The 13525-nt window shown below is 72.7% G+C and carries 12 protein-coding genes; 4 read left to right on the top strand and 8 right to left on the bottom strand.

The annotated features are described in order from the left end of the window. Positions 1-39 precede the first annotated feature (39 nt). The 7 genes from AB0F58_RS07190 to AB0F58_RS07160 all read right to left on the bottom strand — a co-directional run bounded on the left by AB0F58_RS07190 (position 40) and on the right by AB0F58_RS07160 (position 8143). On the bottom strand, positions 40-615 hold the full coding sequence (locus AB0F58_RS07190) for a GNAT family N-acetyltransferase (protein WP_357139233.1): 576 nt from the start codon (positions 613-615) through the stop codon (positions 40-42). 163 nt (positions 616-778) lie between these two features. Then, a complete protein-coding gene (locus AB0F58_RS07185) occupies positions 779-2188 on the bottom strand; it encodes a class II fumarate hydratase (RefSeq protein ID WP_357139230.1) in 1410 nt (469 codons plus the stop codon). A 71-nt stretch (positions 2189-2259) separates the two neighbouring features. Further along, entirely contained in the window at positions 2260-2418 is a 159-nt protein-coding gene (locus tag AB0F58_RS07180) for a hypothetical protein (RefSeq protein ID WP_357139228.1), read from the bottom strand. 461 nt (positions 2419-2879) lie between these two features. Beyond that, positions 2880-3491, bottom strand: coding sequence for a GNAT family N-acetyltransferase (locus AB0F58_RS07175; RefSeq protein ID WP_357139226.1), 612 nt, complete (start codon positions 3489-3491; stop codon positions 2880-2882). 44 nt (positions 3492-3535) lie between these two features. Then, on the bottom strand, positions 3536-5203 hold the full coding sequence (locus AB0F58_RS07170; RefSeq protein ID WP_357139221.1) for a fumarate hydratase: 1668 nt from the start codon (positions 5201-5203) through the stop codon (positions 3536-3538). A 134-nt stretch (positions 5204-5337) separates the two neighbouring features. Next, entirely contained in the window at positions 5338-6735 is a 1398-nt protein-coding gene (locus tag AB0F58_RS07165) for a PQQ-binding-like beta-propeller repeat protein (RefSeq protein WP_357140383.1), read from the bottom strand. 112 nt (positions 6736-6847) lie between these two features. Then, positions 6848-8143, bottom strand: coding sequence for an MFS transporter (locus AB0F58_RS07160; protein WP_357139218.1), 1296 nt, complete (start codon positions 8141-8143; stop codon positions 6848-6850). Positions 8144-8213: 70 nt separating this feature from the next. Here AB0F58_RS07160 and AB0F58_RS07155 point away from each other — a divergent pair, with 70 nt between their 5' ends. After that, a complete protein-coding gene (locus AB0F58_RS07155) occupies positions 8214-9221 on the top strand; it encodes a helix-turn-helix domain-containing protein (RefSeq protein WP_357139215.1) in 1008 nt (335 codons plus the stop codon). Between the two features lie 69 nt (positions 9222-9290). Here AB0F58_RS07155 and AB0F58_RS07150 read toward each other — a convergent pair whose 3' ends face one another. Continuing rightward, positions 9291-9785: an Lrp/AsnC family transcriptional regulator gene (locus AB0F58_RS07150; protein ID WP_357139212.1), complete on the bottom strand. Its 495-nt coding sequence runs from the start codon at positions 9783-9785 to the stop codon at positions 9291-9293. A gap of 162 nt (positions 9786-9947) precedes the next feature. Here AB0F58_RS07150 and hppD point away from each other — a divergent pair, with 162 nt between their 5' ends. From hppD to hisC, 3 genes are all read left to right on the top strand, one after another. Further along, positions 9948-11153, top strand: a complete 1206-nt coding sequence (gene hppD / locus AB0F58_RS07145) for a 4-hydroxyphenylpyruvate dioxygenase (RefSeq protein ID WP_357139209.1) — start codon at positions 9948-9950, stop codon at positions 11151-11153. 107 nt (positions 11154-11260) lie between these two features. Continuing rightward, a complete protein-coding gene (locus tag AB0F58_RS07140; RefSeq protein ID WP_357139207.1) occupies positions 11261-12280 on the top strand; it encodes an RDD family protein in 1020 nt (339 codons plus the stop codon). After that, complete coding sequence (gene hisC, locus AB0F58_RS07135) at positions 12277-13392, top strand: histidinol-phosphate transaminase (protein ID WP_357139205.1); 1116 nt, start codon at positions 12277-12279, stop codon at positions 13390-13392. The genes AB0F58_RS07140 and hisC overlap by 4 nt, the downstream gene beginning before the upstream one ends. Positions 13393-13525 lie beyond the last annotated feature (133 nt).

Raw genomic sequence — 13525 nt, 5'->3', positions numbered from 1 at the left:
AAAGGCCCTCGCTGTCGATCTGTCGGCAAAGCCTCCTTCCTAGCACCCGGGGCGGAGAACGTGGTATTCCACCTCCCCGTGTTCAGATCCCGGAATCGGGTCCTCCCAGGTGGGATGGAAGGTGCGGAGATGGCGCAGACCCGCCTTCTCCATGACCCGCCGGGACCGCACGTTGACCGCCATGGTCTCCGCCCAGACCCGGCGCAGCCCGAGCCCGCCGAAGGCGTACCGGACCAGGGCCCGGGATCCCTCCGTGGCGAGCCCGCTGCCCCAGGCGGACCGCCGGAGACGGTAACCCAGTTCGGCCTGCGTGCGGTCGGCTGCCGGATGCGGCGGCGGGTCGAGGGCGAACCAGCCGAGGAAGGCGCCGTGGACACGGTCGACCGCCGCCCAGCGGCCGAGACCCGGCCAGCGGTCGTACTGGTCGAGCAGGGTGGGCAGCAGTTCGTCGCGCACCACCGGCAGCGGCGTGGGACGGCCGCCGGTCAGGTAGCGCATGACCTCCGGGTCGCTGTCCAGCTCGACGAGGTGGCCGAGATCGGCCGGGGTCAGCCGGCGCAGCCGCAGGCGTGCGGTCTCCAACAGGATGCCGGTCCGCTCCGGGGTGGCGGTCATGCCGGCATGGTGCCGTGCCGGCGGGCAACCGGGCCACCCCATTTGGTCGCCGCCCGCCCGTCACCGTCCCCTCGGCGACGACCCGGGCGCGTCCGTCCTCCAGGACCAGCGACACCCGTGGGTCGGCGAGCCGACGTGGTGGCGACAGAGCCGGGCGCGCGGGTCAGGGGTGGGTCATCCGGAGCACGTCCAGGGCCTCGTCGAGCTGGTCCTCGCTGAGCTTGCCGCTGTCCACGTGCCCCCGGGCGAGCACGACCTCCCGGATGGAGATCTCCTTCGCCAGCGCCTCCTTGGCGATGGAGGCGGCCTCGTCGTACCCGAGGTGGCGGTTCAGCGGGGTGACGATCGAGGGCGAGCCCTCCGCGTACGCCAGGCAGACGTCGGCGTTCGCGCCCAGACCGGTCACGCAGCGGTCGGCGAAGAGGCGGCTCGACGCGGCCAGCAGCCGGATCGACTCCAGCAGGTTGCGGGCCATCACCGGGAGCATCACGTTCAGCTCGAAGTCGCCCTGGGAGCCGGCGAACGCGACCGTGGCGTCGTTGCCGATCACCTGGGCGCAGACCTGCCGGACCGCCTCGGCGACCACCGGGTTCACCTTGCCCGGCATGATCGACGAGCCGGGCTGGAGGTCGGGGATACGCAGCTCGCACAGGCCGGCGCGGGGGCCGGAGCCCATCCAGCGGATGTCGTTGGCGATCTTGTAGAAGCCGACCGCGACGGTGCGGAGCTGGCCGGAGGTCTCCACCAGCGCGTCCCGGGCGCCCTGCGCCTCGAAGTGGTTGCGGGCCTCGGTCACCGGCAGCCCGGTGGACTCCCGCAGCTTCTCGATCACCCGGCCGGCGAAGCCGAGCGGGGTGTTGATGCCGGTGCCCACCGCCGTGCCGCCCAGCGGCAGCTCGGCCAGGCGGGGCAGCGCCGCCTCCAGCCGTTCGATCCCGTACCGGATCTGCGCGGCGTAGCCGCCGAACTCCTGCCCGAGGGTGACCGGGGTGGCGTCCATCAGGTGGGTCCGCCCGGCCTTGACCACCGTCTCGAACTCCGCCGCCTTGGCCTCCAACGCCTCGGCCAGGTGGGTCAGCGCGGGGAGCAGGTCGTGGGTGACCGCTCCGGTGGCGGCCAGGTGGATCGAGGACGGGAAGACGTCGTTACTGGACTGCGAGGCGTTGACGGCGTCGTTCGGGTGCACCTCCCGGCCGAGTTCCCGGCTGGCCAGGGTGGCGATCACCTCGTTGGTGTTCATGTTGGACGAGGTCCCCGAGCCGGTCTGGAAGACGTCGATCGGGAACTGGTCGTCGTACCCGCCGTCGGCCACGTGCGCGGCGGCGGTGGCGATCGCGGCGGCCACCTCGGCGTCGAGCACCCCCAGTTCGGCGTTGACCTGGGCAGCCGCACCCTTGATCTGGGCCAGCGCGCGGATCTGGGTGCTCTCGATGCCCCGGCCGGAGATGGGGAAGTTCTGCACCGCGCGCTGGGTCTGCGCCCGCCACAGCGCGTCGGCGGGCACCTCCACCTCGCCCATCGAGTCGCGTTCGATCCGGTAGCCCGCTGCCTCTGGAGTCGTCACGCGTTCCATCCTGCCGCGCCCGGCAGCCACTCGCAGCGGGGCTCAGAAGAATGGGAACTCCTGAAACCAGGGGCTGACGTTCAAGCGTCAGCGGGTCCGGTGTCCCCGGCTTCCACACCGCCGGCTCGCAGGATCCGCCGGACCTGTTCGCGGCCGTAGCCGGTGATCTGGGCGATCTCACCAACCCGCGTGCCGTCGCGGTACGCCGTCACGATGGCGACGGCCAACCGCTCGCGCACCCTCGGAACATCAGTACGGGCCGAGGCGACCTCCGCGAGCCCATCCTGTACCCGCTGGAGCGCCGCAAGATTGCGGTCGGCCCCCGGCTCGCGTGGCAGCGCTCGCCGGGGGCCTTGATCGGACATGGGAGGTCCAACCCGATGAACAGTTTCCCAGGTGCGGTTCCACCGGACGTACCATCGCCGGCCCGGCTCCTGACGCTCAGTTCACCGGCAGGAGCCCGATGAACGACCGCGCGGAGACGGCGCTCCGGATCCTGGTAGTAGGACCGCGCGAACTACCCGGGAACGGATTGGTCGAGATCTGGGCGGACGCCGGAAGTGGTGGAAGCGGGCAGCAGATCACGGTTTCCGTCCGGGACCTCACGCTGGTCGGTATCGACGACGGATGCGGCAGGTCGGCGCTATACGAACTTCGGACGTGCGGCGAGGCCGACTAACAGCCTCGTGTGGGCTCGCCATCAGTGTCGGTTGGCTTGGGGTCGAGGGGTGCCGCCGTCGGGCCGAGCGTGACGGCCGGTTGCCGTGGTGGCCCATTCGCGGGCCAGGATGGCGAAGACGAGTTGGTCGGCCCACTCTCCCCTGAACAGATAGCTTTCGACGTGGCGCGCCTCCTGACGCATGCCGAGCCGGGCCATCAGACGGGCAGACGCAGCATTGCGGCCGTGACACCGGGCGTAGATCCGGTGCAGTCCGAACTCGGTGAACCCCCAATCCAACAGCGCCGTGGCGGCTTCCGTCGCCAGCCCTCGACCTCCGTGACCCGGATGGAAGACGTACCCGAGTTCAGCCGTGCGGTTGGTCTGGCTGCGCCAGACCAACTCCACCGTCCCGATGACCCCGGCGTCGGTGGCTACGGCCAAGGTCAAGCAGTCGCCCTCAGCGCGTAGCGCGTCCTCACCCGCCATGGCGATCACCGACGATCGCGACTCCTCGCGAGTACGCGGCTCGCTGAGCGTCCAGCGGAAGACGTCCGGTCGGCGCTGCCATGAACACACGTCGTCGAGATCATCCGGCGTGACCGGACGCAAGGTGAGCCGCGCAGTACGAATCGGGTACGTCGGTCGGAACATCCAGCGACCTTGAGAAGTCCGCGTGGCGGCCTGGCCCGTCAGGGTCAGCGGCGGCCGACGGTGAGGACCGGCTTGGTGACCTCGGCGAAGAAGTCGTTGCCCTTGTCGTCGACCACGATGAAGGCCGGGAAGTCCTCCACCTCGATCTTCCAGACCGCCTCCATGCCCAGCTCCTGGTACTCCAGGATCTCGACGTGCTTGATGCAGTCCTGGGCGAGCCGGGCGGCCGGACCGCCGATCGAGCCGAGGTAGAAGCCGCCGTGCTGGTGGCAGGAGCGGGTGACCTGGCCGGACCGGTTGCCCTTGGCGAGCATCACCATCGAGCCGCCGGCCGCCTGGAACTTCTCCACGTAGGCGTCCATCCGACCGGCGGTGGTCGGGCCGAACGAGCCGGAGGCGTACCCCTCGGGGGTCTTCGCCGGGCCGGCGTAGTAAACCGCGTGGTCGCGCAGGTACTGCGGCATCGGCTCGCCCGCGTCCAGCCGCTCGGCGATCTTGGCGTGCGCGATGTCGCGGGCGACGACCAGCGGGCCGGTCAGCGAGAGCCGGGTCTTGACCGGGTACTTCGACAGCTCGGCCCGGATCTCGGCCATCGGCCGGTTCAGGTCGACCCGGACGACCTCCTCGGTCTCCAGCGTCTCGTCGGTGACGTCGGGCAGGTAGCGCGCCGGGTCGGTCTCGAGGCGCTCCAGCCACACGCCCGACGGGGTGATCTTGGCGACCGCCTGCCGGTCGGCCGAGCAGGAGACCGCGATCGCCACCGGGCAGGACGCGCCGTGCCGGGGCAGCCGGACCACCCGCACGTCGTGGCAGAAGTAGCGACCGCCGAACTGCGCGCCGATGCCGAAGTTACGGGTCAGCTCCAGCACCTCGGCCTCCAGCTCCAGGTCGCGGAAGCCGTGCGCGCCCATCGAACCGGCGGTGGGCAGCGCGTCGAGGTACTTGGCGGAGGCGTACTTCGCGGTCTTCAGCGCGTACTCGGCCGAGGTGCCGCCGATCACGATGGCCAGGTGGTACGGCGGGCAGGCGGCGGTGCCGATCAACCGCAGCTTCTCCTCCAGGAACTGCATCATCCGCGTCGGGTTCAGCAGCGCCTTGGTCTCCTGGTAGAGGTACGACTTGTTGGCCGAGCCGCCGCCCTTGGCCATGAAGAGGAACTTGTACGCGTCCGGGTGGCCGTCCGGGTCCTCGGCGTAGATCTCCACCTGGGCCGGGAGGTTGCTGCCGGTGTTCCGCTCCTCCCACATGGTCAGCGGGGCGAGCTGGGAGTAGCGCAGGTTGAGCCTCGTGTACGCCTGGTAGACGCCCCGGGAGATGGCCTCGGCGTCGGTGCCGTCGGTGAGCACGTGCCGGCCGCGCTTGCCCATCACGATGGCGGTGCCGGTGTCCTGACACATCGGCAGCACCCCGCCGGCCGCGATGTTGGCGTTGCGCAGCAGGTCCAGGGCGACGAAGCGGTCGTTCGGCGAGGCCGCCGGATCGTCGATGATCGACCGGAGCTGGGCCAGGTGGGCCGGGCGCAGGTAGTGCGCGATGTCGTGCATCGCCTCGGCGGTCAGGGCGGTGAGCGCGGCCGGGTCCACGGTGAGGAACCGACGGCCACCCGGACCGTGGACGACGTCGACGCCCTCGTCGGTGACCAGCCGGTACTCGGTCTGGTCGGCACCGACCGGGAGCAAGGGGGCGTAGCTGAACGCGGCGGCACTGCTCATGAGCGGAAAGCCTAGGGCAGTCGGGCCGCGTCGTCGTACCCGCCGGGTGAGTCGTGCGACACCGCTCTCATTCGTCCCGCCCGCCGCCGCGCGTCCGCCCCGGCCGGCGGCCGTTCCCTCGTCGGCCCGGCCGGTCAACCGTCCTTGCCGCCGTCCGGCTCCGGACAGTTCTCACCCTTCGCCCCGCAGCTCGCGGCCGGGTCCGGGCCCCGCCCCGGGCCGTCGCCGGGATTCCGGCCGGCCCCGTCGTCGCCGGCCGGCGGTGCGCCGCCGGAGGCACCGGCGAACCGGACGTACCCGATCTCCCGCCCCTCGCCGATCACCATCCCGGCGGGACCGACCGCCAGCACGTTCGCCGAGGTCCGCAGGTTGACCAGTTCCCGCCCGGTACGCGGGTCGAGGGCGACCACCCGGGAGGGCCGGTCCTCGCTGAGCACCGCCGCGTACGGGGTGAGCGCCCCGGCTGCCTTCTCCGCCGACCGTCGGGTCCAGCGCGGACGGTCGACGCCGAGTTCCCGCCCGACGATCGAGCGCTTGTCGGCGGAGCGGGCCAGCAGGTGCCGGTCGTCCACGGCGACCAGCTTCTCCCCGGCCGCGCCGACCCAGAGCAGTCGCCCGTCGTACGCGTCGATGACCGTCTCCCGGGCGTCCGGGGCCACCCCGACCACCACGTTCCGCGCGCCCTGGGGGTCCTCCCGCTGCACGCACCCGGCGTTGTCGGCGGTACGCAGGTTGATCCCGGCCCGCCGCCACACCTCCCGCCCGGTGGTCGCGTCCCGCCCGGAGAGGGTGAAGTAGCAGGTGCCGTCCTCCGACTTCGCCTCGATCCGCAGCAGTCGCCCGCCGACGGTGACCAGGCGTTCCTCCCGGCCGGGCTCGACGTCGCGCACCACCCGGCCGGTGGCGGTGTCCAGCACGTGCACCCGGCCGTCGACCGGGAAGCCGAGCAGGGCGGGCACCGCCTCCGGACCGGCCACGTCGGGTTCGATCCGGTGCCCGGTCAGCCGCCGGGTGCCGAGCAGCTCCGGATTGTCGGCGAAGAAGCCGCTCTCCACGCCGGGCAGGAAGGCCGTCCAGAGCGGACGGCTGCCCCGCACGTCCCAGGCGCTGACCGTGCAGTCGGTGGCCTGGGCGCAGCGGGCGTCCAGCACCAGGTTCCGGTACGTCCAGACGGCCACCGCCTCGTTGTCCCGGCGGCGCACCGCGCCGGTCGCCGGGTCGAGCAGCTCGTACCCCTTGACCAGCAGCTTGCCGACCGCGACGACCGCGTCACGGCCGTCCCCGGCGACCGCCGCCCAGTCCGCCTTGCGCTCCCACAGCGGCGCGCCGGTGGCGAGGCTGAGCCCCTCCACCCGGGTGCGCTGCTCCACCACCACCGTGTCCCCGGCGACGGTGACGCTCTTCGGGGTGCCACCGATGCGGCGCTGCCAGGTCACGTCCGGCTCGGAGATGGGCCGGCTGCGGTTCACCGCGTCCCACACTCCCGGCCACGGGTTCCACACGCCGGTCGCGGTCAGCACCACGACCGCGATCAACGCGAGGATCACGTAGCAAATGACGCACCGGCCGCCCTGCTGAGCCACAACGGACACCGTAGCCAGGTCGGCGCGGCCCCGGTGCCCTCCGTACGGCCGTGTCGGTGAACTATTCCGGACGGTCGGCGAGCGGTTCCGGGGTGAGCACCCGCCACAGCGCCCCGGTGGCGGCGAGCGAGGCGGCCCCGGCGAGGGCCATCGCCACCGCCGGTCCGGTCAGCTCGGTCAACGCCCCGCCGCCGGCCGCGGCGAGGCCCTGGGCGGTCATCATCCCGGTACCGGTCAGTCCGAACGCCTGGCCGCGCCGGGCCGCCGGCACCGCGTCGAGGAACCGGCGGGCCAGCCCGAGCTGGTAGGCGAAGCCACCGGCGGCCACCGCGAAGAGCAGGGCCGCGACGACCAGACCGGGCCGGAACAGGAACCCCAGCACCGGTACGCCGAGCAGCAGCGCGAGCCACGGGCTGAGCCGCTCCCGGGCGGCCGGCGGCACGAACCGCCCGACCACCAGGTCCCCGACGAGCATGCCGAACGCGCCGGCCATCAGCAGCACGCCCGCGCTCGCCCCGGGCCCCAGCTCGGCGGCGTACGGCACGGCGACCGCCTCGGCGCCGACCAGCATCGACCCGGGCAGCCACTGGGCCAGCAGCAGGCCCCGGATCCGCCGGTCGGCGAGGAGTTCCCGGTTGCCCCGCCAGGTCTCCCGCACCGCGCCGAGGCGGGCCGGGCCGGGCGGAGCGGTCCCGTCGGTTCCGGCCGGGCCGGTCGGCGCACGCCGGTCGCGGCCGGGGCGGGCCCGCAGCCCGGCCCGAGCCAGCAGGGCCGAGATCGCGCAGGTGGCGGCGGTCAACCAGAGGGCCCCGTACGGCCCGACCAGGCCGAGCAGGAAACCACCGACGGCGAACCCGACGACCTGGGTGCCGCCGGACGCCACGGTGAGCAGGGAGCGCCCCAGCACGTACGCGTCACCGTGCAGGATCTCCGGCAGCAGGGCGGTCCGGGCGGCGCTGCTGACCGGGCCGAACAGGCCGACGACGAAGACCAGCCCGAGCATGCCGGCCGGGGAGAGCACCCCGGCGGCGAGCACCACCACGAGGGCCAGCCGGACCAGTTCGTAGCCGACGATCACGGCCCGGGGCGGCCACCGGTCGGCGAGGGCGAGCAGGAACACCCCGCCGAACGCGTGCGGCAGGAAACCGGTGACGTACGCGAGGGCGGCGATCAGGCCGGACCCGGTGCGCTCGTACACCAGCACGGAGAGGGCGAGCATCTTGACCGTCTCGCCGATCAGGAACACGCCGTAGCTGGCGAAGAGCACCCGGAACTCGGCGACGGCGAAGACGTCCCGGAAGGTGGCCGGGCGCTCCGCCGCGACCGGCGGCGCAATGGTGGTGCGGGTGAGCTTCACAGGGCGGATCCTGTCCGCACTGCGCCGGGCGCTCTATCCTTTCGCCTGAGGACGAAAGGTAGGCCGGGACGTGCGGATCCAGGTGACCCCGGCCGACATCGCGGCGAGCCGGTACGCCATCTCGCCGCTGGGCGAGGCGATGTCGGCGCTGCGGTTGTGCGCCGGTCAGCACAGTGTGCCGGGGCTCGCGCCCTGGGCGGCCCGGCACCGCCCGGCGTACCAACGGCTCCGTCGGGCGGTGCCGGCGGTCGACGCGCTGCTGGCCCTGCTGCGACGGGGTGGCTACAACGCCGACTTCATCCAGCCGCCCCCGGCCGGCATCGGCCGCAGCTTCGCCGACGAGCTGTCAGTGGTCCGGGCCACCCCGTTGGCGCAGGCCCGTACCGAACTGGCCCGCAACCTGGCGGGGCACCGCACCCCACCGGCGCACGTCGCGCGGATCCTGGACTCGCCGGAGGTGGTGCGGCAGGTGGCGGAGGCGATCGGGCTGGTCTGGGCCACGCTCGTGGAGCCGGACTGGCCCCGACTGCGCACCATCCTCGAACGGGACATCGTGCAACGTGCCGGCCGCCTGGTCACGTACGGCTGGGGTGCCGCGGTGACCGACCTGGATCCCCGGCTGAGCTGGGAGCCCGGCGGTGCGACCGGCAGCATCGTGGTCGCCGACCGGGACGCGGCCACCTACTCCCTCGGTGGTCAGGGGCTGCTCTTCGTGCCGACCGTCTTCGGCACGATGATCAACTATGTCGAGCCGCCATGGCCGTTCGCGCTGGTCTACCGGGCCTCCGGGGTGGCGGACCTGCTCGGCCCGCCCGCTCCGGACCGGCCGCCGGACGCCCTGGACCGGCTGCTCGGCCGCACCCGGGCGGCGGTGCTGCGGGCGCTGGCCGTGCCGGCCACCACCAGTCAGCTCGTCCGACAGCTCGACCTGACCCTGGGCGGGGTGGGCGGACACCTGGCGGTGCTGCGCGACGCCGGGCTGGTCACCCGCACCCGCACCGGGCGGGCGGTCCGGTACGCGCGCACCCCGCTCGGCGACGCCCTGGCCCGGGACGTCCCCGTCGACCCGGTGGGGTAGCCGGACCGGCGGCGCTCCGGACCACCGGCGGGACGCGACCGGGGCGACGGGCGGCTGCCCCGGGCCGGGTCAGGGCCGGTCGACGGCGGCCGAACGCACCAGCGGCAGCACCCGGTACGGGATCTGCTCGGCCAGCGCGATGATGGTCGACGCCCGGCGGATGCCCTCGTTCGAGACGATCTGGTCGATGACCCGCTGGAGGTCGGCGTTCGACCGGGCCACGATCCGGCAGAGCAGGTCACTGGAGCCGGTGATGGTGTGCGCCTCCAGCACCTCGGGGATCCGGGCGAGGTGGGCGGTCACCGGGTCGTGCCCCTGCCGCTGGCTGATCTCCAGCGTGACGAAGGAGGTCACCCCGAAGCCGATGGCCGCCGGGGAGACGTCCGGCCCGAAGCCGGCCACCACCCCCCGGTCGACCAGCTTGTCGAGGCGGGCCTGGACGGTCCCCCGGGCCACCCCCAGCCGGCGGGAGCACTCCAGCACGCCGATCCGGGGCTCGGCGGCGAGCAACTCGATGAGGCGCGCGTCGAGCTGGTCGAGCTGGACAACCTGACCACTGGTCACAGGTGGAAACCATACCGAATGCGCAAGCTGACCAGCCGTTCGGCTAACTGTTGCCCACCGGTCCGCCGGCCGCGATCCTCGCCACAGGGGCACCGCGCGGTGCGATGTCACACCGCCCCGCCGGAGCCCGACCCGAGCGGCACCGTACGGAGGGAGTCCACGATGACCCAGGCGATCGACCGACCCCTGTCGACCGAAGAGGTCGACGTCGACGCGCTCGTCGGCGCCGTCGACCACGACATCAGCCACGACCCGTTCCCGGTACGCGGGCTCGACCACCTCAGCTTCCTGGTGGGCAACGCCAAGCAGGCCGCGCACTACTACTCCACCGCCTTCGGGATGACCTGCGTGGCGTACCGGGGGCCGGAGCAGGGCTACCGGGACTACGCCGAGTACGTGCTCACCAGCGGTTCGGCCCGGTTCGTCCTGCGCGGCGCGGTCCGGCCCGACGCGCCGGACGCCGCCCTGGTCGCCCGGCACAGCGACGGCGTCTCCGACATCGCCCTGGAGGTCCCGGACGTCGACGCGGCGTACGCGCACGCCACCGCCCAGGGCGCGACCGGCCTGCTCGAGCCGCACGAGGTGACCGACGAGCACGGCACCGTCCGGATCGCCGCGATCGCCGCCTACGGCGACACCCGGCACACCCTGATCGACCGGTCCCGCTACACCGGCCCGTTCCTGCCCGGCTTCGTCGCCCGGGGCCCGATCGTCGACCGGCAGCCCATGATCGACGCCGGGGTCCAGCCGAAGCGCTTCTTCCAGGCGATCGACCACGTGGTCGGCAACGTCGAGCTGGGCCGGATGGACGAGTGGGTGGAGTTCTACCGGCGGGTGATGGGCTTCACCAACATGGCGGAGTTCATCGGCGACGACATCGCCACCGACTACTCGGCGCTGATGAGCAAGGTGGTCGCCAACGGGACCCGGAAGGTCAAGTTCCCGCTCAACGAGCCGGCCGTGGCCCGGAAGAAGTCGCAGATCGACGAGTACCTGGAGTTCTACCAGGGTCCGGGGGCCCAGCACATCGCGGTGGCCACCAACGACATCCTGGCCAGCGTCGACGCGATGCGGGCGGCGGGCGTCGAGTTCCTGGACACCCCGGACTCGTACTACGACGACCCGGAGCTGCGCGCCCGGATCGGCAACGTGCGGGTGCCGATCGAGGAGCTGAAGGCCCGCAAGATCCTCGTCGACCGGGACGAGGACGGCTACCTGCTCCAGATCTTCACCAAGCCCGTCCAGGACCGGCCGACGGTCTTCTTCGAGCTGATCGAGCGGCACGGCTCGCTCGGCTTCGGCAAGGGCAACTTCAAGGCCCTCTTCGAGGCGATCGAGCGCGAGCAGGACAGGCGCGGCAACCTCTGATCCGGGTCGGTGACCGGGCCGGTCGCCGTCGCTCCGGTGGACGGTGACCGGCCGAACCCGCGCCACAGGTGGCTGGCCGCTGGCGAAGGCGTCGTTAAGGTAGCTGCGTGAGTGTGCAACCCGGCTGGTACGTCGACCCTGCCGACCCCGAGACCCAGCGCTACTGGGATGGCGAGGGGTGGATCGGCGCGCCCATACCCGCCGACGCCACCCCGCCCGACGGGCCACCGCCGGCCGAACCGCCGGCACCCGCCCCGAGCCCGGCCACCCCGACCGCCGGCCCGACCACTCCGGCCCCGGGCCCGACCGCGCCGACCTCCGTCGCACCCCCGGCCGGTCCGGTCGCCGGCCCCACCGGGCCACCGACACCCCCCACGTCCCCGGCCACCGGCCCCTATCCGGCGGGGCCGTGGCCGCCCACCGGGTACGCTCCCCCGCCCGGCCACCACCCTCCGCCGCCGTACGGTGCCCCACCCGGTTACGCCCCGCCACCCGGCTGGCCGTACCCCGGGTACCCGGTCCGGCCGCCCGAGCCGCGCCCGCACGGCCTGGCCCTGGCCGGGTACGGTGCCCGCTTCCTCGCCCGGCTGATCGACTTCGGCATCGTCTTCGCCCTGAACGCGGTGGTGAACGGCTGGTTCGTCTGGCGGTTCATGCAGGAGATGTCGCCGGTCTGGCGGGAGTTCTGGGCCCGGGTGTCGAGCGGTTCGACGTCCACCGACCCGCTGCCCCAGCCGGGCGAGCAGGCCGGCAGCCTCCAGGTGGCGATCCTGCTGCTCGCGACCGCCCTCTGGTTCGCCTACGAGGTCCCGTCGATGGCCAGCGGGGGGCAGACCTTCGGCAAGCGGGTGATGGGCATCCGTGCCGTACCGCTCGCCGACGACCAGCCACTCGGCTTCGGCCGGTCGTTCCGGCGCTGGAACACCCTCGGCCTGCCCACCCTGCTCTGGTACTGCTGCGGTCTGGGTCTGCTCCTGCAACTTCTCGACGCACTGTCCCCTCTCTTCGACCATCCGCTGCGCCAGGCGCTGCACGACAAGCGCGCGCAGACCGTGGTCGTCCAGGTGCCTCGTCCCACCCCCACCCGTGCCGAAGGGCACGACAGCCCAGAGGGAGTTGCCGAATGACCGACACCGGCCGTCACGAGCCTCCGATCCGGCTCACCCGCGCCGACCTCGACGCGCTGCCCAACTACGTACCCGGCCGCAGCCCGGCCGACCTGGCCCGGGAACTGGGCATCCCGGAGGCCATCAAGCTGGCGAGCAACGAGGTGCCGTACGGCCCGCTGCCCGGCGTGGTGGAGGCGATCGCCGAGGCCGCCGCCGGGTCGCACCGCTACCCGGACATGGGCGTGGTGGCGCTGCACACCGCCCTCGCCGAGCGGTACGGCGTGACGCCGGACCGGATCGTCACCGGCTGCGGTTCGGTGGCGCTCGCCGAGCACCTGGTGCGGGCCACCTGCCTGCCCGGTGACGAGGTGGTCTATCCGTGGCGCTCCTTCGAGGCGTACCCGATCGTCGTGGCGACCAGCGGGGCGACCAGCGTGCCGGTGCCGAACCTGCCGGACCACGGGCACGACCTGGCCGCCCTGTTGGCGGCGGTGACCGACCGGACCCGGATGGTGGTGGTCTGCAACCCGAACAACCCGACCGGCACCTCCCTGCGCCGGCCCGAGCTGGAGCGCTTCCTCGACGCCGTGCCGGACGACGTGCTGGTGGTGCTCGACGAGGCGTACCGCGAGTTCGTCACCGACCCGGAGGTGCCGGACGGGCTCGGCTACGTCGACCGGCCGAACGTGGTGGTGCTGCGCACCCTCTCCAAGGCGTGGGGGCTGGCCGGGCTGCGGGTCGGCTTCCTGGTCGCCCAGCCGGCCGTGGCCGCCGCCGTGCGCAAGGTGGTCACCCCGTTCTCGATCAACCTGCTCGCCCAGGCCGCCGCGCGGGCCGCGCTGGCCCAGGCCGACGAGGTCGAGCGCCGGTGCGGTCTGATCGTCGCCGAACGGGACCGGGTCACCGAGGCGCTGCGCGCGTTCGTGCCGGACATCCCGACCAGCCAGGGCAACTTCGTCTGGCTGCCGTTGGGCGAGGGGGCGATCGCGTTCGCCAAGGCGTGCGAGGCGCGTGGTCTGATCGTCCGCCCGTTCCCCGGCGAGGGGGTCCGGATGACCATCGGCACTCCGGCGGAGAACGACGCCTTCCTGGCGGTGGTGGAGTCGGCACTCGGCCAGCAGGCCAGGTAATAAGTCCGTTTTAGGGCTAGTTGCACTTTTCCTCCCCTATCTTTCGAGGTAGCCGACGGCGTGACCGCGCCGAGACGGCATCGGCACTTCGAGTAGACGGGGAAACATCAGTGCGTACTGCCAGAATCTGCCT

The sequence above is a fragment of the Micromonospora sp. NPDC023956 genome, assembly GCF_040639195.1.
Classification (GTDB): domain Bacteria; phylum Actinomycetota; class Actinomycetes; order Mycobacteriales; family Micromonosporaceae; genus Micromonospora.
This window is presented reverse-complemented; position numbering and strand designations above follow the sequence as displayed.

Coding starts and splice junctions, on each gene's coding strand:
- AB0F58_RS07190 (WP_357139233.1), bottom strand. CDS start 615: ATGACCGCCACCCCGGAGCGGACCGGCATCCTGTTGGAGACCGCACGC.
- AB0F58_RS07185 (WP_357139230.1), bottom strand. CDS start 2,188: ATGGAACGCGTGACGACTCCAGAGGCAGCGGGCTACCGGATCGAACGC.
- AB0F58_RS07175 (WP_357139226.1), bottom strand. CDS start 3,491: ATGTTCCGACCGACGTACCCGATTCGTACTGCGCGGCTCACCTTGCGT.
- AB0F58_RS07170 (WP_357139221.1), bottom strand. CDS start 5,203: ATGAGCAGTGCCGCCGCGTTCAGCTACGCCCCCTTGCTCCCGGTCGGT.
- hppD (WP_357139209.1), top strand. CDS start 9,948: ATGACCCAGGCGATCGACCGACCCCTGTCGACCGAAGAGGTCGACGTC.
- hisC (WP_357139205.1), top strand. CDS start 12,277: ATGACCGACACCGGCCGTCACGAGCCTCCGATCCGGCTCACCCGCGCC.